Source organism: Tissierella praeacuta DSM 18095 (assembly GCF_900128955.1).
GTDB classification, from domain to species: Bacteria; Bacillota; Clostridia; order Tissierellales; family Tissierellaceae; genus Tissierella; species Tissierella praeacuta.
This window is the reverse complement of the sequence record NZ_FQTY01000004.1, coordinates 186874-212499: the sequence shown is the minus strand read 5'-3', so window position 1 is coordinate 212499 and position 25626 is coordinate 186874. Positions and strand designations below refer to the sequence as shown.

Here is a 25626-nt window from a genome sequence, read left to right as displayed (position 1 = left end):
ATTTTCTCATATTTAGTTGGAAATCTTAGGAAGATTTATGATAAGATTATAATGTATATGTAAAAAAATAGGGGGGATATCATGAATAAGAAAAGATTTTTATCAATAACGTTAATTTTAGTAATTCTATTAAGTAGTTTTCAATTAGGATTTACAGCAGATTTAGATAATCTGACTCAGTATGAAATGAATATTACCTTAGATACTGAAAATCATACTGTAAAAGGAGAGCAAAAGGTTACTTTTACTAATACTTATAATACGGACTTAAATAGTTTAGTGTTTCATCTTTATCCGAATGCCTATGAGTCCTACGAAACATTGCCAGCCATAGGTGGTATGTATTTACATGAAGGAGAAGAAATACCAAGATTAACAGAGGAACAAAAAGGTTATATTAAGGTACAAGGTGTAAGGATTAATAATGAAGAAGTTAAATACACAGATGATAATCAGATACTAAAGATAAATATGGAAGAACCCTTAAAGAAGGGTGAAAATGCAGAGATAAAAATTGAGTTTACCATAAAGATTCCCGAAGGATATCATCGCTTCCATCATCTACAAGGAATTTATTCTCTAACCAATTGGTATCCAATCCTATCCATCTATAATGAGAAGGATAAGAAATGGGATGAAAATCCATACCATCCTATAGGAGAGTCTAATTATAGTGATGTTTCAAACTATAATGTAGTATTTACCGTACCGAAGAAAATGGTAGTAGCACCAACAGGAACCATAATAGAGGAAAAAGAAAATGATAAAAATAAGACTATAGTTATAAAAGCTGAAAATGTTAGAGATTTTGTTATATTTATGAGTGATAGATATAAAGTGAAAACTAAAGAAGTAGATGGTATTAAAATCAGCAACTATTATATTATGGAAGAAGGGAAAAAAGAGAATACAGCTATTATGGTATTAGATGAAGTAGCTAAAACTGTAAAATTTATGAACAAAATTATAGGAAAATATCCTTATGATGAGCTTAAAATCGTGGAAACATATCTAGGAGGGGGAGCAATGGAATACCCTCAAGTATTACAAATGGGAGGATATTGGGATTTAGAAGATATTGACATAGAAGAAAATGCTCCATTTATAATAGAAGCAGCAGTTCATGAAGCTATTCACCAATGGTGGTATGTAGCAGTAGGAAATAATGAATTCGAAGAACCTTTTCTTGATGAATCTTTAACTGTATTTACTACTGCATACTATTTTGAAAAAGAATATGGAAAAGAACATCAAAATGGAATTGATTATACTATAAGAAATTCCATATATCCATTAAATATATTACCATTAAATAGTAGTGTAGATGAGTTTCAAGAATGGGGAGATTATAGTGAAACTATATATAGGAGGGGACCTGCTTTTTTTGAATCTTTAAAACAGAAGGTAGGGGAAGAAAAATTTATTAAAATATTAAAAACATATTTTGAAGAGTATAAATTTAAAAATGCAACTATAGAAAATTTATTAGATATAATAGAAAAAGTTGCTGGAAAAGATATTAGAAATTCTATGGAAGATTCAGTTACAAAACCTAATTATTTTCCTGAGGATATTAAATTAACTCGAGAGGAACGAGAAGCTGTATATAGAAACCAAGAAAAACGTTATTTAAAGGAATCAGAAAAGAGAAATGGATTGATAATAGGTAGTATAGCTCTCAGAGCCTTAGAAGGAGAAGATGTAATAATAGTAAAGCCAGAGTATTTAAGTAAAGAAGATTCAATGAAATTTAAAGAATTTACTCAGATGTTAGTAAGGGATAGCATGGGAGAAATTAATGTTGAAGAAGATAATAATTCAAATATTAAGATTAAAGAAGAAAAAGATTTAATAGAATCAGATAAACAAGGAAATTTAATTTTAATTGGATATCCAAATAAGAATGGTATGATTAAGGAAATAAGTTCCGAATTACCTATAAAAATAGATGGCGATACTATTAATATAGATGGATTAACTATTAAAAATGAAAATGTTACTGGAACCTTTATAGCAGAAAATCCTAAGAATCGAAAAAAGTTGGTGCAGGTGATATTCTTATATGAGAATACTGCTTTAGAAAAAGATAATATAAATAATTCTGTTGAATCAAGGGAAGGCTATATTTCAATCCATAGATATAATCCAATGTATAATCATGATAAGCAGTTTATAATAAATATGAAGGATATAGAGATACAGGGAAAATATAAATCAAGCAAATAAGTTTTATGTATTTATTAACAGAGGCAAGATAAACTTGCCTCTGTCTTTTAAAATGCTGGAACTACAGCACCATCATAATTTTCTTCAATATATTTTTTAACTTTTTCAGATTGTAATACCTTTAATAATTTAACAAACCTATCTTGAGTTTCTTCTCCAGCTCTTACAGCGATAAGATTAGCATAAGGAGATTCTCCCCCTTCAATTAAAAGACCATCTTTTACAGGGTTTAGACCTCCTTCAAGGGCATAGTTACCATTGATTATAGCAGCATCAACACCGTCTAAGGACTTTGGAAGAAAAGCTGCTTCTAGAGGAGTAAATTTAAGATTTTTAAGATTTTCAGTTACATCATTTTCAGTAGCTTCATATCCAACTCCATCTTTTAGCTTAATTAATCCATTAGCCTCAAGTAATAGTAAGGCTCTCCCTCCATTTACTGTATCATTTGGTATAGCTATTTCAGCACCATCAGGTATTTCTTCTATAGTTTTATATTTAGATGAATATAATGCCATTGGCTCTACATGAATTTTTCCTAAAGATACTATATTTAATTTTTCTTTTGCTTTAAAATCATTTAGATAAGGCTCGTGTTGGAAGAAATTAGCATCTATTTCTCCATCATTAACAGCTAAGTTTGGTTTTACATAATCTGTAAATTCAATTATTTCAATTTTAATTCCTTCTTTTTCTAAGTCATCTACAACTAGGCTGACCAGTTTCGCATGTGGGTCAGGAGATACACCTATTTTTATTACATTTTCATCTGAAGTTTTTTTACTACAGCCTACTACTGATAATGCTAATACAACAACTAATGTAAGTGATAATAATTTTTTCAATTTAATTCCCCCATTTATTTTTTATTTATTTTTAAAGAAATATAATTACCTAAAAGTTGTACTCCTTGAACTAAGACTATAATGGCTATAAGGGATACAACCATAACATCTGTTTGGAATCTATATAGTCCAAAACGAATAGCTAAATTACCTAATCCACCACCTCCTATGGCACCAGCCATTGCTGAATATCCAATTAGATTAATTATAGTTAAGGTTATTCCAGATACTATAGAAGGAAGAGATTCTGGAATAAGAACTTTCCCAACAATCTGTGGAACTGTAGCACCCATAGCAAGGCTAGATTCTATTACACCTTTGTCGATTTCCTTTAGACTTCCTTCCATAACTCTAGCTACAAAAGGAGCCGCTGCTATGGATAAGGGTACTATAGTAGCTGTTGTTCCTATGGTTTTTCCAACAATGAGTTTTGAAATTGGAAAGACTAAAATCATTAAAATAATGAAGGGTAATGATCTTAATATATTGATAATACTTCCCAAAATTTTATTAAATATAGGTTTTTCCCAGATGTTATCTTTTTCTGTAATTACTAATAAAATTCCTAAGGGAAATCCTATTAACAAGGAAAAGACTGTTGAAAAAAACACCATATATAGAGTTTCAAATAAAGAAGGTATAACTAATTCAGCCATTATATCACCTCCACATAAACATTTTCATTTCTTAGAAATAAAAGAGCTTGGTTTACTTCTTCCTCTTCTCCAATTAACTCTAATATTAGATGGCCTACACTGGTGGATTGTAATTCATTGATGTTCCCAGATAATATATTTACATCAATATTAAACTTTCTAATAACCTTAGATACAATTGGCTTTTTAGCACTATCACCTAAAAAACTCAATCTAATAATTTTTCCCTTAAAATCACTTGGATTTATAATTTCTTCTTCTATATTACCTTGTAAAGAGTTTATAAATGTCTGTGCGATTTTTGTTTTAGGTTCTCTAAAGAGATTTTCTACAGTATTTTCTTCTACAACTTTTCCATTTTCCATAATAGCAACTCTATCACAAATTTCTTTTACCACTTCCATTTGGTGTGTTATCATCACTATGGTTATATTTAGTTCATTTCTTATTTTTCTTAATAGTTCCAATATAGATTTTGTAGTCTTTGGATCTAATGCCGAGGTTCCTTCATCGCTAAGTAGTATTTTAGGATTGTTGGCAATAGCTCTGGCTATGGCTACTCTTTGTTTTTGTCCTCCACTTAATTGGCTAGGATAATTATCTTTTTTATCTCTTAAATCTACATATTCTAAAAGTTCATTAACTCTATTGTGGATTTTTTCATTATCCATTTTTTCCAAACGTAAAGGAAAAGCTATATTTTCATATACGGTTTTTTGAGATAATAAGTTAAAATGTTGAAAAATCATACCTATTTCTTTTCTTTCTTTTCTTAGTTCTTCTTTATCAAGATTTATTAAATCTATACCATTTATAAATATCTTTCCTTCAGTTGGTTCTTCAAGCCTATTTAAGCATCTAATTAAAGTGGATTTTCCAGCACCACTTAATCCAATAATTCCAAAAATTTCACCTTTCTTTATATTTAGATTTACATCTTGCACTGCTATTAATTGTTCTTTATCGTTGGTAAAGACCTTAGATAAATTATGGATTTTAATCATTTAATGTATTCACCCCTTAAATTCTTAAAACAAAAACCTCTTTAAAAAGAGGTTTAAATAAAAAACCTCTTTAGAAGAAAGAGGTTTAAGTTCCTCTCTCATCTGTCGGTATAAATACCGTTGGATTTAGCACCTTGTAATAATACAGGTTGCCGGGCTTCATAGGGCCATTCCCTCCGCCTCTCTCGATAAGAGTTTATATTCAGTTAATTTTAAAATCTATTATAATGTGTTTTTAAAACTTTGTCAACTATAAATTTACATTTTTTACAATTCATCATACCATGCTGAATCATCAGAATTCACAAAAAAAGTTTGTGGATACAAAAATATATCATTAGATAAACCTATATAAGCATCTGGTCGTCTAGCATCTAAAGTATCATAGTTTACAAAATCTGTATTTTGAAGATTCTCGTTTTGATAATATATATTAAACTCAGAATTATTTTTTATATTAGGAATTCTTTTCATTTTATACACCTCCTGAATTTAGTTTTTCCTATCTTTTTAATTATATTTAAGAATCTTTTGGCAGAATAAAAAAATCATTTTAGTAAATAATAAAATGGAAATAGAAAATTGAAAGGAGTGTAATTATGGCACTTAAAAATACTGTGAATTTAAATAATGTAACTCAACAAGAATTAAACTGTGTAAAAGAAATAGCAGGCGGACATTTAACTATGAGTACTAAATTTGGAACTTATGCAAGTCAAGTTCAAGATCCACAACTAAAGCAAATGCTTCAACAAGCTAGTACAGATGCGAAAACTACTGCTACTAATTTAATTAATTCACTATAAGAGGAGGGATTGTAAATGATGCAAGAAAGAGATATTGTAAACGATATTTTGGCAGGAAGTAAAGCTAGTATAAACAGTTATACAACAGCTATAATGGAATGTTCAAATCAACAATTGAGAACAACTTTACAAACATTGAGAAATGAAGCAGAACAAATGCAATATCAAATATATCAAATGGCGCAACAAAAAGGATATTATACTCCAGCACCACCAGCTAATCAAAATGATGTAAATCAAATAAAAACTACTTTAACATCTGCTGCAAATAGTACAAATACAACAAGTACAAGTCAACAAATGAAATAATAAAAGTGGGGGATTCCTTTATTTGGAATTCTCCATTTTTATATATTAAGCAAAATGAATGTAGGATAAAAATTATAGACATTTTATTTATATTATGTTATTATAATATAAATATAAATACCTTTAATCTAATCCCGTGAGGTTAGGAAGGAGAGCGTAGATAAATAATTGCAGTATATTTGTGCCTTCCTTTAATGGAAGGTTTTTTTGAACGCTAATCCTTTAAAGGTCTATAAGACTAAAGGAGGTTTTAAAATGTTAAAAGGAAGACATTTAATAGATCCACAAGATTTTACAGTGGAGGAGCTAGAAGAAATATTTCAATTGGCAGAAGAAATTATAGGAAGCCCAGAAGAATTCACCCATTTATGTGATGGGAAAGTATTGGGGTCTTTATTTTTCGAACCTAGTACTAGAACTAGATTGAGTTTTGAAGCAGCTATGAATAGACTAGGAGGAAGGGTAATAGGATTTTCAGAGCCAGGTTCAAGTTCTGTAACTAAAGGAGAAAATTTACCTGATACCATAAGAACAGTTGCATCATATGCAGATATTATTGCTATGCGTCATCCAAAGGAAGGTGCACCAAGATATGGCTCTCAGTTTTGTGATATTCCTTTAATCAATGCAGGTGATGGCGGCCATCAACATCCAACTCAAACACTTACAGACCTTTTGACTATTAAAATAGCTAAAGGTAACTTTTCTAATTTAACCATAGGATTATGTGGAGACCTTAAATTTGGTCGTACAGTCCATTCTTTAATAAAAGCAATGTCAAGATATGATAATATTAGATTTATATTAATATCCCCTAATGAATTACAAACACCACAATATATTAAAACTGAAATTTTAGATAAGAAATTACTTGATTATGTAGAAGTGGAAAGGCTTGAGGAAGTTATAGATAGGTTAGATATACTATATATGACTAGAGTACAAAAAGAGCGTTTTTTTAATGAGGCAGATTATATAAGGTTAAAAGACAGCTATATCTTAGATAATGCTAAGCTAAAGTTAGCTAAGTCAGATTTAATAATCCTTCATCCACTTCCAAGAGTAAATGAAATAAGCATGGAGGTAGATAGTGATCCTAGGGCTTGGTATTTTAGACAAGCAAAATACGGTATGTTTGTTAGAATGGCATTAATTGCTAAATTATTGGGGGTGAAATAATGTTAAATATTAATAGTATATCAAAAGGTATAGTAATAGATCATATTAAACCAGGATATGGATTTTTTATATTTAAACATTTAAAGCTGGATGAGGCTAATTTTACTGTAGCTCTTATAATGAATGCTACCAGTAAGAAACATGGACGTAAAGATATGATTAAGATTGAAAATGTTATAGATATAGATTTGGCAATGTTAGGATTTATTGATCCAAATATTACTGTAAATATTATTGAAGATGAAAAAATTACAGAAAAAATTACTTTATCATTGCCAGATAAAGTAGAAGGAATTATTGAATGTAAAAACCCAAGATGTATCACATCTAACGAAAGGGGAATAGTCCATAAATTTGTTTTAATAAACGAGGAAAAAGGAACGTATAAGTGTGAATATTGCGACCAAATATATTCTTGGGAGGGATAAAATGCAAGTTCTTATAAAGAAAGCAAGAATAGTGGATGAGTCTAAAGATTTTATTGGAGATTTATATATTAGAGATGGAAAAATAAAGGACTTTGGTACAAACTTAAACTATAATTGTAAAACAATAAATGGAGAAGGCTTAATTTTAATGCCTTCTTTCATTGACCTACATGTTCATTTTAGAGAGCCAGGATTCACTTATAAAGAGGATTTACTTACTGGAGGACTGGCTGCACTAAAGGGTGGGTATACATTAGTTAACTTAATGGGAAATACTAATCCCATTTGCTCTTCCATAGATACAGTAGAATATGTATTAAATAAAGCAGAGGAACTAAATTTAGCAGATGTTCACCAAACAGTTTCTATAACAAGGAACTTTGATGGGCATACCCTTGAACATCTAGATACTTTAGATAATAGAGTAAGATTCATATCAGATGATGGAAAGGGAGTTAAATCAAATATAGTTATGTACAAGGCTATGATTAAAGCTAAGGAAAAAGGACTAACTATCATGACCCATGCAGAAGATGATGATTTAACTCCAATCGACTATAGAATATCAGAAAATATTATTACAATAAGAGATATTTATTTATCAAAGGTAACTGGGGCAAGGTTACATTTATGCCATGTAAGTACAATAGAAGCTATAGAGGAAGTAAGAAGGGCAAAAAGAGAAGGGGTTTATGTTACATGTGAAGTAACACCTCATCATATAGCCCTTTGGGATAATAATTTTAAAGTTAATCCTCCTATAAGGGCAAAGGAAGATGTAGAAGCACTTATTCAAGGTATAATAGATGGAACTGTAGACACCATAGCTACAGACCATGCACCACATACTAAAGAGGATAAAGAAAAGGGTGCTCCGGGATTAGCAGGAATAGAAACAGCATTTCCTGTTTCCTATACTACCCTAGTTAGATCTGGTAAAATAGATTTAATGAAATTATCTAAGATTATGTCAGCAAATGCAGGAAGAATAATTAATGTTAAGAAAGGTAAGATAGAAAAGGGCTATGATGGAGATATAGTTTTATTGGATTTGAATAAAGAAATTATAGTAGATGGAGAAAAATTTATATCTAAGGGAAAAAATACCCCATTTAATGGAATGAAGTTTTATGGGGAAGTAGTAATGACATTCAAAAATGGAGTAGTTAAATATATAAATAAGGAATAAGAAATTTAGGGGTGAAGATGTGATAATTGATAGATTATATAATGAGGTGGAGAGAAAAGGCAATGTCTGTGTTGGATTGGATACGAGCTTAGATTATATTCCTGAGAAAATGAAGAAGAAGTATAAAGATATAGATGAGATTATTTTTCAATTTAATAAAAAAATAATTGATTGTACAGAGGATATAACTGCAATTTATAAGCTGCAAATCGCATATTATGAGTCCTATGGAATTCGTGGATTATTTGGTTATATGAAAACCCTAGAATATTTAAGGAGTATTAATGCGCTGTCCATAGGAGATGTAAAACGTGGAGATATTGCTTCTACAGCAGATATGTATGCTAAAGCACATTTTGAAGGAGATTTTGAAACTGATTTTATTACCCTTAACCCATATATGGGCTTTGATAGTATTACTCCATATTTAAAATATTTAGATAATGGTAATAAGGGTGTGTTCGTACTTCTAAGAACTTCTAATCCAGGTGCAAAAGATATAGAGTATCTAGATGTGGCAGGTAAGAGTCTTTATTACCATGTAGGTGATAAACTAGAAGAAATGGGTTCAAAATATATTGGGAAGTCAGGCTATAGCTTAATTGGTGCTGTAGTCGGTGGCACTCATATAGATGAAGCAATTGAAATTAGAAAAAGATATAGAGATATGTATTTCCTAATACCTGGATATGGTGCTCAAGGGGCTAAGGGTAAAGATGTAAGTCTTTATCTTAAAGAAAGAAATGGTGGAGTGGTAAATTCTTCAAGAGGTATAATTACAGCTTATAAGAAGCATGAAGATGGATTACTTAACCTTGAAAAATATACTAGAGAAGCAGTGCTTTCCATGAGGGAGGACATTGGCTATGAAGGATAGTTATAAAGACGGAATAATCTATTCAAATACTGAAATAAGTCCAAATATATATGAAATAGTTCTTGAAGGAGAATTTAAGGGTTTACCTGGACAATTTTATATGATTAGGGGATGGAATGGATTAGACCCATTTTTACCTAGACCAATTAGTATTGCCGATTTAGACAATGGAAAAATTAAATTTCTATATGAAGTTAGGGGTAGAGGTACTCATATCATATCAAGATTAAAAAAAGGTGACAGATTAAGTGTACTAGGACCATTGGGCAATGGATTTAATCTAGAAGTCCAAGGAAAAATTGCATTGCTATCTGGTGGGATAGGTATTGCGCCTATGTTATATTTAGCTAAAAATCTTTCAGGAGAAGTTACTATATATAGTGGTTTTAGAAATAATGCTTACTTTTTAGACCAAATAAAACCCTACGTAAAGAATATTTTTATTGCTACAGAAGATGGCTCTAATGGACATAAGGGATTTGTAACTGAGTTATTTGACCCAAGTAAATACGACTTAGTTTTAACCTGTGGACCAACTCCTATGATGGAAGTAGTTATAAAAATGTGTGAAGGGCAAGTACCAGTATATGTTTCAATGGAATCTCGTATGGCATGTGGTATAGGTGCTTGTCTTGGATGTACAATAGAAACTATCAGAGGAATGGAAAGGGTATGCAAAGAAGGTCCAGTATTCAAAGGGGAGGAGGTTGTATTACATGACTAGGGTAAATATATGCGGTATAGAATTTAAGAATCCAGTCATAGCTGCCTCGGGAACCTTTGGTTTTGGAAGGGAGTTTGAAGAATATTTTCCAATAGAAAAAATAGGAGGTATATGTACTAAAGGACTTACCCTAAATAAAAGAGATGGAAATAGGGGAATACGAATATATGAAACTCCATCAGGGATTATGAATAGTATAGGCTTACAAAATCCTGGGGTAAGGGGGTTTATTGATGAAGAACTACCATTTTTGGAGAAAAAAGATACAGTAATATTAGCTAATTTAGGGGGAAGTACTTTAGATGATTATTTACAGGGAATAGAGTTATTAAATAATACTTCAGTAGATTTCATTGAATTAAATATATCTTGTCCCAATGTAAAAGAAGGTGGTATGGCCTTTGGTATAAAATGTAATACTGCATTAGAAGTAGTAAAAGAAACTAAGAAAGTGTCTAAAAAACCAATGATAGTAAAGCTATCTCCAAATGCGGAAAATATAAAGGAAATGGCTTATACTTGCGTAGAAGCTGGGGCAGATGGACTTTCTCTTGTAAATACTTTTAATGCCTTAGCAATAGACATTTATAAAAGAAGACCTATATTTAACAATATAACTGCAGGTTTATCAGGACCATGTATTAAGCCCATTGCTTTAAGAATGGTATATGAAGTAAATCAGGTTGTAGATGTGCCCATAATAGGCATAGGAGGAATAATGACAGCTGAAGATGCCATAGAATTTATTATGGCAGGAGCTACAGCTATTCAAGTTGGAAGTTCTAATTTTATCAAACCAAATATTAGTATGGATATTATTAAAGGCATTGAAGAGTTTATGGAAAAGCAAGGAGTTAAATCCTTAAAAGAAATCAGAGGAATAATTTAAGACAATTAACAGAAAACAATTAAAACATTAATTTATTAATTAGTTTTTTAGTTTTCAATTGTTAACTGTTAATCCTTAATTGCAAACTGAAGAAAGGGGTTTTAAAATGATAATTGATTTATTAAAGGAATCAAATGCATTGCTTGAAGGACATTTTTTATTATCATCAGGAAAACATAGTGATAGATATGTACAATGTGCAAAACTATTACAATATCCAGACAGAGCAGCAGAAGCCATATCCTTTATAGTAGAAAAAGTTAAAGACTTGGATATTGATATAGTAGTGGGGCCAGCTATGGGAGGAATTATTGTAGCTTATGAGCTAGGACGTCAGCTAGGTAAACCTGCCATATTCACTGAACGAGAAGAAGGTGAAATGAAATTAAAAAGAGGGTTTAATATTGAAAAGGGACAAAAGGTACTCATCACTGAAGATGTTGTAACCACTGGGAAATCCGCATATGAGGCTATTAGAGTTGTGGAGGAATATGGTGGAGTAGTGGTTGGAATAGCATGTATAGTCGATAGATCCAAAGGAGATATTAAATATCCTGTCTATGGTGGTACTAAATTAGAAATAAAAACTTATGATATAGAAGGATGTCCATTATGTAAAGAAGGACTACCAATAGTAAAACCAGGAAGTAGGAAAATAAAATAATAATTAACAATTATAAAATAAAATAATGATTGCCAAGAGGATTTGCTTCTTGGCAATCATTATTTTATTTCTTTGTTTCTTTATATAAGTCTGAGCCAATAGTCCTATTTTTATCTTCAGTTATATTATTTAATGAATTACCTTTAGAGTTAAACAAAATATCTTCTGGTATATTGATAAAGCTTCCTCTGGGAGGAAAAACTTCACTATTTGAATAAAATCCAAGATCATCCATAGCACTTTTTTTATTAGATAAATTAGATTGTTTTTTACTAACATCATCAGTATAATAGGGCTGATTGAGCTTTTCTTTATCCTCCATATTGTCACCTCCAGTTATGATAATAGTATTGACTATAGAACTATTTATATTAATGCAAAAAAAAGGAATATAACTTATAATGTTAGTAGAAATCTTTATAAAAAATCCTCCATATCAACTTTTTCTGTAAACAAAATAAATTATAATGTTTGAAAAATTCAAATAAAAGAGTAAAATTATATTTAAGGAGTGATTTAATGTTTAGCAAACCTATTAATTTAGATGAAAGTATATTGCTCAAAAATAAAATATCCTTATTGCATAATGATGATTCTTGGAATAAGTTATTTGGAGATGCTAATGATAAGAATATTCAAAATGCGAAAGAAGAGCTTACTCAACTTGTAAATAGGGAGAAGGAAATAGAAACAAAAAATAAAGAATTACAAAAAGAAAAGATGAAATGTATGAAGATGATTCTAGGAGTATCTGATTCCATAAATAATGATAATAAAGTTGAAAATATAAAGCTTTTAGATGATTATAAAAGTCGAATGATTGATATAAATGAAGAATTGGAGGAAATTGCTTTTCAGCTTGAAACTATACCAAAGGAAATAAGAGAGGCTAATCTTAAACTTTTAAATGCAACTATTCAATATGGATATAGTGAGCTTAAAGCTAGAGAAAAGGTTGTTAACCAGTCAGTAGGAGAAATAGAAATTCTAAGAGAAAGATTAAAAGAGCTAATGAAAACAAAACATGATTATGAAGAGTGGGTAAATGAAACATATACATTTCTTCATGGACTTTTAGGTTCAGAGGTTATTGAAAAAATTGATAGAGAGAGATTTAAATAATATGTTTTATGAAAATATGATAGATATCGGAATAGATATTATAAATATAAATAGAATAAAAAATATAATTTTAGAAAAAAAAGATAGATTTTATCACAAGATATTCACACTAAAGGAAATAGAATATATTGCAAAAGGTAATGATAAAGTTACAACAGTTGCAGGTATTTTTGCTGCTAAAGAAGCTATAAGTAAAGTTCTAGGTACTGGAATTGGTATGGTAAAATGGAAAGAAATAGAGATACTTCATTATGATAATGGGAAACCATATGTAAATCTCATTGGAAATGGAAGTTTGAAACTTAAAGAATTAGGGCTTGATGGAATAAAAATATCCATATCACATGAAGAACATTATGCTATAGCCTTTGCAATGGGATATAAAAGTAATGATGTAAATATTAAAATAGATAATTCAATACAAAGATTATTACCTAAGAGGGAAAAAGATAGTCACAAGGGAACTTATGGTAGATTAGCCATTGTAGGTGGAAGTAAGGGGATGATAGGGGCACCTTACTTAACTTCCATAGCAGCATTAAGGACTGGTTCAGGTCTTGTATATACCATAATACCTAAATCTTTAGAAACTATAATGTCTATAAAACTTACGGAGTGCATAGTAAAATCGGCAGAAGATAATAATAAGGGATATTTTACAAAAGATTCACTAATTGATATTCTTAAAGAAATGGAAAATATGAATGCATTAGCTATAGGTCCTGGTATAGGAGTAGATGAAGAGAGGATTTATTTAATAGAAAGAATTATACAGAATTGTAATATTCCAATAGTTTTAGATGCAGATGGTATAAATTGTTTATCTTTTAATCCTAGTGTTTTATATAGTCGAAATCAATCAATTATTATTACTCCTCATCCTGGAGAATTAGCTAGGTTTCTTGGCAAAGATACAAAAGAAATTCAAGAAAATAGAATTTATTATTCTAAATATACTTCTCATAAATATAATATAATAGTAGTTCTAAAAGGATGTAATACTATAGTTGCTGAACCTAGTGGAGAGATATATGTAAATGCAACTGGAAATCCAGGAATGGCTACTGCAGGATCTGGGGATTTGCTTACAGGAATTATAGCTTCTTTTATAGGTCAGGGAATAAGACCATTTGATGCAGCGAAGTTAGGTGTGTTTTGCCATGGATTAGCAGGAGATTTAGCAACTGCCTATAAAGGGGAATATGGAGTTATTGCCACAGATATTTTGGAGTGTATTCCAGATAGCATCAAAAAAATTTCTAAGTAAAGGTTGGGGTGATATTGAAAAGACTCCTATTATTTATATTGATTACTATGGTTTTATTGACATCATGTAAATTTTCATACAATAACAAACTACCATACAAAGATAAAAGAGTCTTGTCGAGAATTGAAAAAACCTATGAAAACTGTAATGGGTATAAATGTAAAGCTAATGTTAAAATTATTTCTGAGGAAACAGAGTCAATATATTTAATAGAAGAAACATATACCAAGCCTAATAAATATAGATTGGAGATTTTAAAACCAAAGGAAAGTAAAGGTATAATAATTTTAAATACAGATGATAAGATTTTTGTTGAGCATCCCTCCATCAAGCAGTCTATATCATTAATAACTATAAAATCATTAAATAAACAGATGTTAATGGGAGGGTTTTATGAAAAGTTATCTAATGCTAATAAAATAAATACTGAGAAAATAAATGGAGAAGAATATCTTACCTTTGAATTCAAGCTTGAAGAAAGAAATAAATATAGGGACTCTGCAAAAGTTTTGATAAAAAAGAAAGGTTTCACTCCATATAGGCTAAGCATTTTTGATGAAAGTGGAGGATTGCATGTGGAGATTACTTATGAAAACTTTAAATTTACTAAAAGGCTAAAGAAAAAACTATAAGGGGGTTTAAAAATGTATACTTTAGAAGAAATAAGACCAGTATGGGCAGAAATTAATTTAGATAATTTGGCTCATAATATTAGGGAGGTAAGAAAACATACAGATAAGGATGCATTAGTTACTGCTGTGGTTAAGGCAAATGGCTATGGACATGGTTCTGTGGAGATTTCAAGGACATTTTTAGATAACGGTGCTGATAGATTAGCCGTAGCTCTTTTAACAGAAGCCATAGAGTTAAGAAAAGGAAATATAACTGAACCTATTTTAATATTAGGCTATACTCCTCCAACCCAGTATGAGAAACTATTAGAATATAATATTATTCAGACTATATATAATTATGAGGATGCTAAAATATTATCTAATAAAGCAGTAGAATTAGGTAAAAAAGCCACTATTCATATTAAGATTGATAGTGGAATGGGCAGAATCGGATTTCTTCCTATAGAAGATTCTATAAAGGATATAATAAATATATCTAAACTTCCTAATATATATGTAGAAGGAATATTCACTCATCTTGCAAAGGCAGATGAAATAGATAAATCTCATGCAATGGAACAATTTGAAAAATATATGAAAGTTGTTAATAATTTAGAAAAACATGGATTAAGTATACCCCTAAAGCATGTTTCAAATAGTGCTGGAATTATAGATATACCAAAGTTTAATTTAAATATGGTAAGGGCAGGTATAATGATTTATGGTTTCTATCCATCTGAAGAAGTTGAAAAAAATATGAAATTGAAGCCAGCAATGGCTTTAAAGGCTAAGATATCTCATTTAAAGGTAGTACCTAAAGGAACGGGGATTAGTTATGGACAAATTTTTGTTACAGAAAAAGAATCTAAAATAGCTACTATTCCAATAGGGTATGCAGATGGATTTACTAGAATGTTAACTGGGAAGGCAGAAGTAGCTGTAAGGGGGAAAAGGGCAAAAATAGTTGGGAAAATATGTATGGATCAATGTATGATAGATGTTACAAATATAGATGATGTAAAATTAGGGGATGAGGTAGTAATATTCGGTTATGGATTAGATTGCCCTTCAGCAGATGAGTTAGCATCAAAGCTTGGTACAATAAACTATGAAATTGTATGTATGGTAGGGAGAAGAGTTCCTAGGGTATATATGTCAGGTGAAAAGATTGTTAAAATAAAGGATTATTTATTAGAATAAAATTAAAGGGAATAAATTTTTAGATAGGTTGACATGGACAATAGAAAACATATATAATTAACTCAGACTATTTTTATATATTTTATCTAAGACGTTTGTATGGGAGGTGTCTTTATGGCTGAGACTAGAAGGATAACTGTTAGTTTACCTAATAGCCTCCTTGAAGAAGTAGATGTAATGGTACCAATGGAGTATAAAAACCGTTCTGATTTTATAGCAGAGGCCATGAAACTCTTTATTAATGAAAAAAAGAAATTAGATATTATTGAGCAATTAAGGGAAGGATACAAAGAAATGAGTCAAATTAATTTAGTTCTTGCTGAAATGGGGTTAGAACAAGACATTGTTGATCTAGCAATATATGAGGCAAGTCTTAAGAGGCAGGCGATGTTATGATAGTTAAACGAGGAGATATATATTATGCTGATTTAAGTCCTGTTATAGGATCTGAACAGGGGGGAGTAAGACCTGTACTTGTTATTCAGAATGACATTGGGAACAAATATAGTCCTACCATTATTATTGCTGCAATCACTTCCCAGATAAATAAGGCGAAGTTGCCTACACATGTGGAGATAAATGCTCCAGAATACGGACTACCTAAGGATTCAGTAGTCCTTCTGGAGCAAATAAGAACCATAGATAAAAAAAGACTTCGTGAACGAATAGGGAGATTTAGTGATGAAATGATGGTCAATGTAGATGAATGTTTAAGAATAAGTCTAGGGTTAATAGAATTATAATAAATACATACATATTAAAAAATAAGCATTGTTTAATGCTTATTTTTTTATTGATTTTGTAGTATAATTATATCAATTGACAATGAAAACCATAAAAACAATATAACAAGAAGGCTAAGAAATATATAAAGATTATAGTCCATTGTCAATTCTACATTGTCCATTGATAAAAAAGGAGGTTAATACATATGAAGAATAAAGTTAAAAGAATAGGAATTGGATTAGGTGCATTGGTTATATTATTAGGAGCAACAACAGTATTTTCAGAGCCAGGTTCTGAGTCAGATCCATTGGTTACCCTTAGTTATGTGGAGAAAAAAATAGAGCAGTTAAAGTATTATGTTGATGAAAAATTAGGGACAAAGGGTAATGGAAATAATGATATAGGCTCATGGGCAGTGGTTGAACTTCCAAGTGGAAAGTCTTTAATTTGTAAAGATGGTACAGAAATAATATTAAGATCAGGAAATGCTAGAGCTATAGCAGTAGTAACTAATGGAATAATGAATGGATTAACTGATGTTACTGCTGGTAAGGATCTAGTGATGGAAGAAAATATAAAGGCAAACCACTTAATTATAGTACCAAGAGATGACGGCAGAGGTGCTAGAGCTTTGACAAATAGCTTTTTTCTTGTAAAAGGAGACTATGAAATACGATAGATAAATATAGCAGTTGATAAAATAAGATATAAAGGCTAAAATGGAATATAAGTCGAAATGGAGGAAATTTTATGGAACTAATGAATGCAAAGAAAATAACTATAATAGGATTAGGATATATCGGGTTGCCTACTGCTGCTATATTTGCTAAATCAGGTATGGAAGTATTAGGCTATGATATTAATGAAAGAGTAATAAATGCTTTAAACCAAGGAAAGATTATAATTGAAGAACCAGGACTTGAGGATTTAGTTAAAGAAGTTGTAGATAAAGGAAGTTTAAAAGGCATTACTAAATTAGAGAAGTCCGATGCCTTTATTATTTCTGTTCCAACGCCAATTAACAAGGATAAAACTGCTAATATGGATTATGTTAAAAAGGCAGTTGAGTCCATAGTACCAATACTTAGTAAAGGAAATATTGTGGTATTAGAATCAACTTCTCCACCAGAATCTACGGAGAAAATAATAGTTCCTATACTTAAAAAATCGGGACTTAATATAGGTGAAGAAGTTTTTGTAGCCCATTCACCAGAAAGAGTGTTACCAGGTAAAATAATTCAAGAGTTGATTGAAAGTGATAGAATTATTGGTGGAATAAATGAAAAATCTGCTAAGTTAGTTAAAGAGTTATACAGTGTTTTTGTTAAGGGACAAATATTTACAACAGATTCTAAAACAGCAGAAATGTGTAAACTTATGGAGAATACTTATAGAGATGTTAATATTGCATTAGCAAATGAGCTTGCTATAACCTGTGAAGAAATGGGAATAAATGCATGGGATGTTATAGAATTAGCCAATAGACATCCAAGAGTTAATCTTCACCAACCAGGGCCAGGCGTAGGGGGACATTGTTTGGCAGTAGATCCTTGGTTTATTGTAGAAAGGCAGAGTAAAGGAAATATTATTAGACTTGCAAGAGAAACTAATGATGGTATGCCAAAACATATATTAAATAAGTTAAAGGAAATTTTTCCAGATGAAAATGCAAAAATAGCTATATTAGGTCTTACATATAAGCCAAATATAGATGATATGAGAGAAAGTCCAATTGTAAATTTAGTAAGTTTATTAAGAGAGAATACTAGATTTACTTTATCATTACATGATCCTCATGCTTGTAAGGATAGTCTTGAAATAGGTAATCTTATGGTAGATTCACTATATGATGCAGTTAAAGATTCGGATTTAATGATTCTTGCAGTAAATCATAATGAATATAAAGATATAGATTTTGAGAAAGTTTCTACATTGATGAAAGACAAGCATATCTATGATACTAGAAATTTCTTAGATGAAGGCTTTCTTAAAGGTCTAGGTTTTAAAATTACATTGCTAGGTAGGGATTAAAGATGGAAAAAGTTTTGATTGTTGCCAATGAATTTCCACCAATGGGTGGGGCTGGTGTTCAGAGGACTACAAAATTTGTTAAATATTTACCTAAGTTTGGATATGAGCCAATAGTTATAACAAAAGAACATGTTTCAGATTTAACAGATAGTACTCTTTTGGAAGATTTACCTAAGGAATTGAAAATATATAGACTTAAACCTTATGATACTGTAAATAGAAAAGGATTTCTTAGATTGCCTTTTAAGTTTATAGGCACTAGATTATTATCACCAGATTCAGAATATTTTTGGTATTATTTTAACAAGGACAAGGTAGCTGAAATAATTAAAAAAGAAAATATAAATATAATATATACTACTTCATTTCCCTATAGTTCTCATTTAATGGGGTTATATATAAAAAGATTATTTCCAAGTGTCAGATGGGTAACTGATTTTAGAGATGAATGGACAAATAACCCTTATCACCTAGATAGTTGGCATAAAAGAGTAAAATTAAAGTTTGAAAAGAAAAAGGAATTGGAGGTTACTAATGAATGTGATTTTCTAATTACTAATACTCCTTTTATGTTAGAGAATTTTGTTAAAGATAATCCAGCTTTAATAGGACGTTCTACTTATATACCTAATGGGTATGACGAAGAAGATTTTGTTGGGCTTAGTGATTCAAGAGATGGTAAAGATAAGTTTGTAATAACTTATACTGGCTCTCTTTATGGTAGACGAAATTTAATTGAATTTTTAGAGGGCTTAAAAATAGCAATAGACAATAATAAAATTGATAAAAATAAACTTGAAATAAGGATTGTTGGCAATATATATCAAGAAGTTTTAGAGGAATATGCTAAAAAATATGATTTAGTAGAAAATATGAAATCATTTGGATATTTACCACATAGAGAAAGCATACAAATGCTATACAATTCAGATATCTTGCTATTGGTAATTGGCAAAGGAAAAGGTTCTAAGAATTTTTATACTGGAAAGATATTTGAATACATTAAAGTAAATAGACCTATTTTAGCAATTGTTCCCGAGGATGGGGCGGCTGCACAAGTAATAAATGAAACAAACACAGGAACTGTAGTAGATCCAGAAGATATAAATGGTGTTAGTATTGCTTTAGAAAAATATTATAATAGTTGGATAGAAGGAAAATTAACTCACGAACCAAAATGGGATAAAATTAAGATTTATAGTAGAGAATCTCAAGCCAAACAATTATCTGAGATATTAAAATTAGCAAATAATATTTAGTAATAATTTTAGGAAGGTGAAATTTGTGAAAAAAAGATGGAATTGGATAGATACAACTATAACGATTATAATAATATTAGCCGTTGTAGCATTCTTAAATAGGGGAAAGATAATAAACAAATCTAAAGAAGTGGTAACTGCAGGTGGTAAAAATATAATTATAACTGCAGAAGCTAGTGAATTGACTAAGGAAATGATAACGGATTTAAAGGTGGGAGATCAAATGTTTTCCCAAAATAACCTTCAAAAAGGGTTTGTAGAAGAGATAGATATTAATCCTAAGATACAATCAGTTGTAGGAGAAGATGGGAAGATTGTTACCTATGAAGATGCAGAAGAAATAACAGTAACAGTAAAAATTAAAGCTGAAGTTGCTTCATCTGGGCCTTATATGGATTTAGGTGGTCAAGAGATAAAGGTAGGGCTTCCTATAATATTAAAAACAACTACAGTTGAATTTCCTGGGACTATAAAGTATATAGAGGTGAAATAATGAAATTAATAGATGAAAAAGGTAGAATTTTTGGTAAAATAAACATTTTAGATTTTATAGCTATGGTTTTAGCAGTATTTTTAATATTTTTATCTGGTCTAAAGGTATTAAATAAAGATCTTACAGATTTATCAGTAAAAGATGAAATAGTTAATGTAGAAGTAGAGGCTACTATTGTAATAGATAAGGGTTATCTTGATGTAATAAAAGTTGGAGATCAATTAGGGGAAATGAAGCATTATTTAGATGCTTATGTGGAAGATGTTGAGATATTACCAGTAGAGGTAACAAATTTAGATAAAGATGGTAATGTGGTTATGTCAATTGATCCAATGATGGAAAAAGCTAGAATTAAATTTAAAGCAACTACTCCATATAAGAATTATAGTTACAAATTTGGTAAGCAGGAGTTAAGACAGGGAAAAACAATTTTTATAGAATCTGACTTGTATAGATTAAAGGCTCAAATAGTAAGTTTAAAGGTAGTTGATTAATATGGATATAAGAAAAGCTATTAAAGGAAGTTTTCTTTTCAATCTTATAATTGGGCTTAAAAAACTATCAGATAATAGTTTTTTATTTAGGTTGCAAAGTAAAACTGATAATAAAAGAAAGCATAAACCAGAAGAGTACAAGACTTGGATGGATATTAGTTTTATATATATGTTTTTTATGAATCTAGATAATAGACTCATGAGGATGGAAGAGTTTATATTTGAATCTTTAATGACTAGCAGAATTTTAAGTCCATTTATGAAGTTTAAAAGAGAAAGAATAGATGTACAAACTCCCATTAGGGATAATAGTTATTTATATAAAATAATTAGGAAGATAAAGGGGAAAGGTTCTTGGCTAGATTTATTAATATTTATTCCTGCTTCTTATTTTGTGATAGACTTTGTAATTAGAAGAACTAGAGGGTTAGCAGTTTTAGGTTCTGTATGGGACGAATTAGCATTGATTGTTTTAACTTTATATATAATTGCAAAGAGATTATTATCTGGTGGAAAAATCAAACATAATTTTACTCCAATGGATCTACCAGCAATTATCTATATAGTTATGGGAATTTGCCACGTACTTATAATTGCTCCTAATTTGGGCATAGCAATAGAAGGTTTTAGAGCAGTCTTTCAACATATTCTTTGGTATTTCATTGCTACACAATTTATTCGAAGTATTGAAGATTCAGAAAGAGTTATTAATTTAATGCTTTCCATAGGATTATTTATGGGAATTCATGCTGTTTATCAGTATATTGCTAGAGTTCCTATGCCAGGGAACTGGGTAGATACCACTGAAAATATTAGAACTAGGGCTTTTTCTATAGTTGGTAGTCCAAATATATTGGGTGTTATTTTTGTTTTATTTATACCTATTGCAATCTCAATGTTTTTAACTCATAAAAATAAATATATGAAAATATTTTACTTTTGTACAACTGGGTTTATGACATTAGGATTACTTCTTACACTTTCAAGAGGTGCATGGTTAGCCTTTGCTCTGGCTATGTTTATTTTTATTATTGCATTAAATCCCAGATTGATAGTTCCATTTATGGCATTTGTAGGTATATTTATTTTATTTGGCGGCTCATTAAGTCAAAGATTATTGTTTATGCTTTCACCTGTATATCTAGTAAAATCTGCTGCTGGAGGTAGATTATATAGATGGGATATAGGGATTAAAATGTGGCATAGGAATAGATTGTTTGGTGTTGGGTTAGGAAGATTTGGTGGGGCTGTGGCAATTAATAATCAATTGGCACCTTTTTACTTAGATAATTACTATTTAAAAACATTAACGGAAATGGGTGTATATGGTATAGTTGGATTGGCATTTGTTATTATATGTTTTATTATTTCTTCTATAAAAATAATAAAATATCAAAATGATACTAAAAATAGAATAGTTGCCATCGGATTATTTTCAGGAGCTACGGGGGTATTAGCACAAAATTTTGTTGAAAATATATTTGAAGTACCAGCTATGATTATATACTTTTGGATTGCTGTTGCATTGATAAATACTTTCGCACCACAGCATATAATTAATGGAAAGGGGGCTCTCAAATGAAGGTACTTCATCTAATAAGTGGTGGAGATACAGGTGGAGCTAAAACCCATATAATTTCACTTATAAGGGGTATCAACAAATTAATAGATGCTAAAATCATATGTTTTATTGAAGATACATTTTATTATGATGCCAAAGCTTCGGGCATAGATATTGAAGTGTTTAAGCAAAAAAATAGATCTGATATGTCAGTAGTCCGCAGACTTACAGATGAAATTGAAAAGGGAGAATATGATTTAGTCCATTGTCATGGTGCTAGGGCTAATTTTATTGCTATGTTTTTAAAGAATAAAGTAAATAAGCCTTTTATTACCACTGTTCATAGTGATTATAAATTAGACTTTAAAGATAATTTTTATAAGAGATTGGTATTTACAACATTGAATATACTTGCATTAAAACAGTTTGAATATTATATAGCTATTTCAGATACCTTTAAGGAAATGTTAGTAGATAGGGGATTTAGAAGAGATAAAATATTTACTGTATATAATGGAATTGATATGGAACAGGAATTAAAGTATGTATCTAAAGATGAGTTTTTCAAGAGATATGGAATTGACTATGAAGGGAAAGTTATAGTTGGAATTATTGCCAGACTAGATCAAGTAAAAAATCATGAAACATTTATAAGAGCAGCAGAGATTATATTAAACCAACGAAAGGATGTAATATTCCTCATAGCGGGAGAGGGAAATGAAATGAAGAAATTGGAGGCTTTAGTTGAAGAATTAAAATTAAAAGAATATATTCATTTTTTAGGATATGTGAATGATCCATATTCATTTTTTAATGCAATAGATATAAACACTTTAACTTCCATAAGTGAAAGTTTTCCCTATGCCATATTAGAGGGGGCTATAATGAAAAAACCTATTATATCTACCAATGTAGGTGGATTGAATAAATTAATTGAAGATGGGGAAAACGGATATTTGATTGAAGTAGGAGATAGTAAAACTTTATCGAATAAAATAGATATCTTGGCATCAGATAAGTCTAAAATTGAAAACATGGGTGAAAAATTATATAAAAAGGTTGAAGAAAATTACTCATCTAATGCAATGGCTAGAAAGCATGTAGAAATTTATCAAGAAATAATAGGTAGGATAAAATGAATCATATAATGCTTTTATTTGGAAAAGATAGTTTTTGGGAAAAGGAGAATTTCTATGGGATTTAAAAAATCAATTCTTATATCAGGATATTATGGATTTGATAATAGCGGAGATGATGCTATTTTAAAGGCCATAGTAAAAGATATTAAAGAATATAATAAAGAAATAAATATAACTGTGCTTTCCAAAAACCCTTTAAAGACTGAGAAAATGTATTCTGTAAATGCTATAAATAGATTTAAATTTAGAGAAGTGTTTATAGCTATGAAAAATTCATCTTTATTTATTTCTGGTGGTGGATCCTTGCTGCAAGATGTAACAAGCACTCGTTCCTTATTATACTATCTAGCTTTAATGAAAATAGCAAAACTATATAAGAAACCTGTAATGATATATGCTAATGGCATTGGTCCTATTAAAAAGAAATTAAATAGATTTTTGACAAGAAAGATATTAAATAAAGTAGATTTAATTACCCTTAGGGATGAAGACTCAAAAGAGTTTATATATGATTTAGGAGTTAAAAATAAAAATATAATAGTAACAGCAGATCCTGTATTTACTTTAGAGCCATCATCAAAAACTAGGGTAGTAGAAATATTTAACAGTGAAAAAATACCTACAAATAAAAAGTTTATAGGTATTTCAATTAGGCGATGGAAAAATGCAGATAATTTAAATAAAATTATATCTGATACTGTAAGACATATAATAAAAGAGTATAATGTAAATGTAGTTATGATACCAATGCACTATCCAGAAGATTTAGAAATAAGTCTTGAGATTAGTCAAATGGTAAGAGAAGAAGGCTGCTATGTAATATCAGGGAAATATAATGTTGAAGAAATAATGGGTATAATAAAAGAAATGGAAATTATTGTAGCAATGAGACTTCATTCCTTAATTTATGCAGCTACTCAAGAAGTTCCTATGGTAGGTTTATCCTATGATCCTAAAGTAGATGGAATATTACGTTCTATTGGAATGGATTATATTTGCAATGTAAATTACTTAGTATATAAGGATTTATTGGAAAAAATAAATAATGTATGGAATAATAGGGTGGAGATTAAAGAGCAGTTGCGAAAGCAAGATAAGGAGTTAAAAAATAAGGCTTTATCTAATGTAACTATGGCATTAGATTTATTAAAGGAGTAGATTGTTAAATGGATACCGTAGAAATATTTGGGGTAAAAATACATAACTTAACATTTGATGAGGTTGCTAAACAAGTAGAAAATTATCTAAAGGGTAATGAATTAAAAGCTATTTATACTCCAAATACTGAGATAGTTATGGGGGCTAAAGATGATAAAAAATTCAAGGAACTGATAAATAAGGGGGATTTAATAACAGCCGATGGCATAGGGCTTATATATGCTTCTAGAATTAAGAAAAAACCTTTAAAGGAAAGAGTCACAGGATATTATATATCCCTTAAGCTCCTTGATATAGCCAATGAAAACAATTATAGTTTATACTTATTAGGAGGAAAGGATGGAGTTGCTAAATTAGCGGCAGAAAATATAGAAAAGACTTATCCTAATATTAAAATAGCAGGTTACCATCATGGATATTTTAAAGGCAGTCACAATGGCCATAAAAATCATGAAGAAGAGGTTCAAATTATTAAAGATATAAATTCTTCAAATCCAGATATAATATTTGTTGGATTAGGTTTTCCTAAACAAGAAACTTGGATAGATGCAAATAAAGAGAATATAAAATCAAAGGTTATAATAGGCAATGGTGGTGTGATGGACATTTTATCAGGAAATACTAAGAGTGCACCTAAGATATTTGAAAAACTGGGGTTAGAATGGTTCTATAGATTAATCAAAGAGCCTTCTAGAATTAAAAGACAAGTAGTATTGCCTAAATTTATGTTTAAAGTATTATTTTCTAAGGATGTAGTAAAGTAAGG

30 protein-coding genes and 1 riboswitch are annotated in these 25626 nt (G+C 29.9%); of the genes, 25 read left to right on the top strand and 5 right to left on the bottom strand.

Annotation, left to right across the window (positions count from 1 at the left end; translation table 11 throughout):
* Positions 1–81 precede the first annotated feature (81 nt).
* Positions 82–2226, top strand: a complete 2145-nt coding sequence (locus BUB33_RS06980) for a M1 family metallopeptidase (protein ID WP_072974746.1) — start codon at positions 82–84, stop codon at positions 2224–2226.
* A gap of 47 nt (positions 2227–2273) precedes the next feature.
* Here BUB33_RS06980 and BUB33_RS06975 read toward each other — a convergent pair whose 3' ends face one another.
* The 4 genes from BUB33_RS06975 to BUB33_RS06960 form a co-directional block, all read right to left on the bottom strand.
* Complete coding sequence (locus BUB33_RS06975) at positions 2274–3071, bottom strand: MetQ/NlpA family ABC transporter substrate-binding protein (protein WP_200778152.1); 798 nt, start codon at positions 3069–3071, stop codon at positions 2274–2276.
* Positions 3072–3085: 14 nt separating this feature from the next.
* Positions 3086–3727, bottom strand: a complete 642-nt coding sequence (locus BUB33_RS06970; RefSeq protein WP_115322192.1) for a methionine ABC transporter permease — start codon at positions 3725–3727, stop codon at positions 3086–3088.
* Complete coding sequence (locus BUB33_RS06965) at positions 3727–4731, bottom strand: methionine ABC transporter ATP-binding protein (RefSeq protein ID WP_072974738.1); 1005 nt, start codon at positions 4729–4731, stop codon at positions 3727–3729. Before BUB33_RS06965 ends, BUB33_RS06970 begins: the two co-directional genes overlap by 1 nt.
* Positions 4732–4826: 95 nt before the next feature.
* A riboswitch (SAM riboswitch) is annotated at positions 4827–4926 on the bottom strand.
* 72 nt (positions 4927–4998) lie between these two features.
* Complete coding sequence (locus BUB33_RS06960) at positions 4999–5205, bottom strand: hypothetical protein (protein ID WP_072974736.1); 207 nt, start codon at positions 5203–5205, stop codon at positions 4999–5001.
* A 125-nt stretch (positions 5206–5330) separates the two neighbouring features.
* Between BUB33_RS06960 and BUB33_RS06955 the strand changes: the two genes are divergently transcribed.
* The 9 genes from BUB33_RS06955 (at position 5331) to pyrE (ending at position 11796) form a co-directional block, all read left to right on the top strand.
* The gene (locus BUB33_RS06955; protein WP_072974734.1) at positions 5331–5537 is read left to right on the top strand and encodes a hypothetical protein; all 207 of its coding nucleotides are present in this window, start codon (positions 5331–5333) and stop codon (positions 5535–5537) included.
* Positions 5538–5552: 15 nt separating this feature from the next.
* Positions 5553–5846 (top strand): spore coat protein, encoded by a 294-nt coding sequence (locus BUB33_RS06950; protein ID WP_234950005.1) that lies wholly within the window; start codon positions 5553–5555, stop codon positions 5844–5846.
* Between the two features lie 255 nt (positions 5847–6101).
* Positions 6102–7025, top strand: a complete 924-nt coding sequence (gene pyrB / locus BUB33_RS06945) for an aspartate carbamoyltransferase (RefSeq protein ID WP_072974732.1) — start codon at positions 6102–6104, stop codon at positions 7023–7025.
* Complete coding sequence (locus tag BUB33_RS06940) at positions 7025–7453, top strand: aspartate carbamoyltransferase regulatory subunit (protein WP_072974730.1); 429 nt, start codon at positions 7025–7027, stop codon at positions 7451–7453. The genes pyrB and BUB33_RS06940 overlap by 1 nt, the downstream gene beginning before the upstream one ends.
* A gap of 1 nt (position 7454) precedes the next feature.
* Positions 7455–8642, top strand: a complete 1188-nt coding sequence (locus BUB33_RS06935) for a dihydroorotase (protein WP_072974727.1) — start codon at positions 7455–7457, stop codon at positions 8640–8642.
* 19 nt (positions 8643–8661) lie between these two features.
* Positions 8662–9519 (top strand): orotidine-5'-phosphate decarboxylase, encoded by an 858-nt coding sequence (gene pyrF / locus BUB33_RS06930; protein ID WP_072974725.1) that lies wholly within the window; start codon positions 8662–8664, stop codon positions 9517–9519.
* Positions 9509–10243 carry a dihydroorotate dehydrogenase electron transfer subunit gene (locus BUB33_RS06925; RefSeq protein ID WP_072974722.1) on the top strand — a complete coding sequence of 245 codons (735 nt, stop codon included), beginning with the start codon at positions 9509–9511 and terminating at the stop codon, positions 10241–10243. Before pyrF ends, BUB33_RS06925 begins: the two co-directional genes overlap by 11 nt.
* A complete protein-coding gene (locus tag BUB33_RS06920; protein ID WP_072974720.1) occupies positions 10236–11132 on the top strand; it encodes a dihydroorotate dehydrogenase in 897 nt (298 codons plus the stop codon). Before BUB33_RS06925 ends, BUB33_RS06920 begins: the two co-directional genes overlap by 8 nt.
* A gap of 106 nt (positions 11133–11238) precedes the next feature.
* Positions 11239–11796 (top strand): orotate phosphoribosyltransferase, encoded by a 558-nt coding sequence (pyrE, locus tag BUB33_RS06915; RefSeq protein ID WP_072974718.1) that lies wholly within the window; start codon positions 11239–11241, stop codon positions 11794–11796.
* A gap of 64 nt (positions 11797–11860) precedes the next feature.
* Here the strand turns inward: pyrE and BUB33_RS06910 are convergent, their stop codons facing one another.
* On the bottom strand, positions 11861–12118 hold the full coding sequence (locus tag BUB33_RS06910) for a hypothetical protein (protein ID WP_072974716.1): 258 nt from the start codon (positions 12116–12118) through the stop codon (positions 11861–11863).
* A 197-nt stretch (positions 12119–12315) separates the two neighbouring features.
* Here BUB33_RS06910 and BUB33_RS06905 point away from each other — a divergent pair, with 197 nt between their 5' ends.
* The 15 genes from BUB33_RS06905 (at position 12316) to BUB33_RS06835 (ending at position 25624) form a co-directional block, all read left to right on the top strand.
* Positions 12316–12918 (top strand): hypothetical protein, encoded by a 603-nt coding sequence (locus BUB33_RS06905; protein ID WP_072974713.1) that lies wholly within the window; start codon positions 12316–12318, stop codon positions 12916–12918.
* Positions 12887–14185 carry an NAD(P)H-hydrate dehydratase gene (locus tag BUB33_RS06900; RefSeq protein ID WP_234950004.1) on the top strand — a complete coding sequence of 433 codons (1299 nt, stop codon included), beginning with the start codon at positions 12887–12889 and terminating at the stop codon, positions 14183–14185. Before BUB33_RS06905 ends, BUB33_RS06900 begins: the two co-directional genes overlap by 32 nt.
* A 14-nt stretch (positions 14186–14199) precedes the next feature.
* Positions 14200–14817, top strand: a complete 618-nt coding sequence (locus BUB33_RS06895; RefSeq protein WP_115322191.1) for a LolA family protein — start codon at positions 14200–14202, stop codon at positions 14815–14817.
* Between the two features lie 12 nt (positions 14818–14829).
* Positions 14830–15999, top strand: coding sequence for an alanine racemase (gene alr, locus BUB33_RS06890; protein WP_072974708.1), 1170 nt, complete (start codon positions 14830–14832; stop codon positions 15997–15999).
* Between the two features lie 114 nt (positions 16000–16113).
* Entirely contained in the window at positions 16114–16395 is a 282-nt protein-coding gene (locus tag BUB33_RS06885) for a CopG family ribbon-helix-helix protein (protein ID WP_072974705.1), read from the top strand.
* Positions 16392–16742 (top strand): type II toxin-antitoxin system PemK/MazF family toxin, encoded by a 351-nt coding sequence (locus BUB33_RS06880; RefSeq protein WP_072974702.1) that lies wholly within the window; start codon positions 16392–16394, stop codon positions 16740–16742. Before BUB33_RS06885 ends, BUB33_RS06880 begins: the two co-directional genes overlap by 4 nt.
* Positions 16743–16930: 188 nt before the next feature.
* A complete protein-coding gene (locus BUB33_RS06875; RefSeq protein ID WP_072974700.1) occupies positions 16931–17404 on the top strand; it encodes a hypothetical protein in 474 nt (157 codons plus the stop codon).
* A 71-nt stretch (positions 17405–17475) separates the two neighbouring features.
* Positions 17476–18756 carry a nucleotide sugar dehydrogenase gene (locus tag BUB33_RS06870; protein WP_072974698.1) on the top strand — a complete coding sequence of 427 codons (1281 nt, stop codon included), beginning with the start codon at positions 17476–17478 and terminating at the stop codon, positions 18754–18756.
* A gap of 2 nt (positions 18757–18758) precedes the next feature.
* Positions 18759–20015 carry a glycosyltransferase gene (locus BUB33_RS06865; protein WP_072974695.1) on the top strand — a complete coding sequence of 419 codons (1257 nt, stop codon included), beginning with the start codon at positions 18759–18761 and terminating at the stop codon, positions 20013–20015.
* A 25-nt stretch (positions 20016–20040) separates the two neighbouring features.
* Positions 20041–20508: a DUF4330 family protein gene (locus BUB33_RS06860; protein WP_072974693.1), complete on the top strand. Its 468-nt coding sequence runs from the start codon at positions 20041–20043 to the stop codon at positions 20506–20508.
* Positions 20508–21002: a DUF4330 domain-containing protein gene (locus BUB33_RS06855; protein ID WP_072974691.1), complete on the top strand. Its 495-nt coding sequence runs from the start codon at positions 20508–20510 to the stop codon at positions 21000–21002. The genes BUB33_RS06860 and BUB33_RS06855 overlap by 1 nt, the downstream gene beginning before the upstream one ends.
* Before the next feature lies 1 nt (position 21003).
* Positions 21004–22584, top strand: a complete 1581-nt coding sequence (locus BUB33_RS06850; protein WP_072974689.1) for an O-antigen ligase family protein — start codon at positions 21004–21006, stop codon at positions 22582–22584.
* The gene (locus BUB33_RS06845; RefSeq protein ID WP_072974686.1) at positions 22581–23702 is read left to right on the top strand and encodes a glycosyltransferase family 4 protein; all 1122 of its coding nucleotides are present in this window, start codon (positions 22581–22583) and stop codon (positions 23700–23702) included. Before BUB33_RS06850 ends, BUB33_RS06845 begins: the two co-directional genes overlap by 4 nt.
* A 54-nt stretch (positions 23703–23756) precedes the next feature.
* Positions 23757–24860, top strand: a complete 1104-nt coding sequence (csaB, locus tag BUB33_RS06840) for a polysaccharide pyruvyl transferase CsaB (RefSeq protein ID WP_072974684.1) — start codon at positions 23757–23759, stop codon at positions 24858–24860.
* Between the two features lie 8 nt (positions 24861–24868).
* On the top strand, positions 24869–25624 hold the full coding sequence (locus BUB33_RS06835) for a WecB/TagA/CpsF family glycosyltransferase (protein WP_072974681.1): 756 nt from the start codon (positions 24869–24871) through the stop codon (positions 25622–25624).
* Positions 25625–25626 lie beyond the last annotated feature (2 nt).

Coding starts and splice junctions, on each gene's coding strand:
- csaB (WP_072974684.1), top strand. CDS start 23,757: ATGGGATTTAAAAAATCAATTCTTATATCAGGATATTATGGATTTGAT.
- BUB33_RS06925 (WP_072974722.1), top strand. CDS start 9,509: ATGAAGGATAGTTATAAAGACGGAATAATCTATTCAAATACTGAAATA.
- BUB33_RS06885 (WP_072974705.1), top strand. CDS start 16,114: ATGGCTGAGACTAGAAGGATAACTGTTAGTTTACCTAATAGCCTCCTT.
- alr (WP_072974708.1), top strand. CDS start 14,830: ATGTATACTTTAGAAGAAATAAGACCAGTATGGGCAGAAATTAATTTA.
- BUB33_RS06865 (WP_072974695.1), top strand. CDS start 18,759: ATGGAAAAAGTTTTGATTGTTGCCAATGAATTTCCACCAATGGGTGGG.
- pyrB (WP_072974732.1), top strand. CDS start 6,102: ATGTTAAAAGGAAGACATTTAATAGATCCACAAGATTTTACAGTGGAG.
- BUB33_RS06940 (WP_072974730.1), top strand. CDS start 7,025: ATGTTAAATATTAATAGTATATCAAAAGGTATAGTAATAGATCATATT.
- BUB33_RS06980 (WP_072974746.1), top strand. CDS start 82: ATGAATAAGAAAAGATTTTTATCAATAACGTTAATTTTAGTAATTCTA.
- BUB33_RS06910 (WP_072974716.1), bottom strand. CDS start 12,118: ATGGAGGATAAAGAAAAGCTCAATCAGCCCTATTATACTGATGATGTT.
- BUB33_RS06875 (WP_072974700.1), top strand. CDS start 16,931: ATGAAGAATAAAGTTAAAAGAATAGGAATTGGATTAGGTGCATTGGTT.
- BUB33_RS06965 (WP_072974738.1), bottom strand. CDS start 4,731: ATGATTAAAATCCATAATTTATCTAAGGTCTTTACCAACGATAAAGAA.
- BUB33_RS06920 (WP_072974720.1), top strand. CDS start 10,236: ATGACTAGGGTAAATATATGCGGTATAGAATTTAAGAATCCAGTCATA.
- BUB33_RS06950 (WP_234950005.1), top strand. CDS start 5,553: ATGATGCAAGAAAGAGATATTGTAAACGATATTTTGGCAGGAAGTAAA.
- BUB33_RS06855 (WP_072974691.1), top strand. CDS start 20,508: ATGAAATTAATAGATGAAAAAGGTAGAATTTTTGGTAAAATAAACATT.
- BUB33_RS06905 (WP_072974713.1), top strand. CDS start 12,316: ATGTTTAGCAAACCTATTAATTTAGATGAAAGTATATTGCTCAAAAAT.
- pyrE (WP_072974718.1), top strand. CDS start 11,239: ATGATAATTGATTTATTAAAGGAATCAAATGCATTGCTTGAAGGACAT.
- BUB33_RS06970 (WP_115322192.1), bottom strand. CDS start 3,727: ATGGCTGAATTAGTTATACCTTCTTTATTTGAAACTCTATATATGGTG.
- BUB33_RS06850 (WP_072974689.1), top strand. CDS start 21,004: ATGGATATAAGAAAAGCTATTAAAGGAAGTTTTCTTTTCAATCTTATA.
- BUB33_RS06935 (WP_072974727.1), top strand. CDS start 7,455: ATGCAAGTTCTTATAAAGAAAGCAAGAATAGTGGATGAGTCTAAAGAT.
- BUB33_RS06880 (WP_072974702.1), top strand. CDS start 16,392: ATGATAGTTAAACGAGGAGATATATATTATGCTGATTTAAGTCCTGTT.
- BUB33_RS06960 (WP_072974736.1), bottom strand. CDS start 5,205: ATGAAAAGAATTCCTAATATAAAAAATAATTCTGAGTTTAATATATAT.
- BUB33_RS06955 (WP_072974734.1), top strand. CDS start 5,331: ATGGCACTTAAAAATACTGTGAATTTAAATAATGTAACTCAACAAGAA.
- BUB33_RS06835 (WP_072974681.1), top strand. CDS start 24,869: ATGGATACCGTAGAAATATTTGGGGTAAAAATACATAACTTAACATTT.
- BUB33_RS06845 (WP_072974686.1), top strand. CDS start 22,581: ATGAAGGTACTTCATCTAATAAGTGGTGGAGATACAGGTGGAGCTAAA.
- BUB33_RS06870 (WP_072974698.1), top strand. CDS start 17,476: ATGGAACTAATGAATGCAAAGAAAATAACTATAATAGGATTAGGATAT.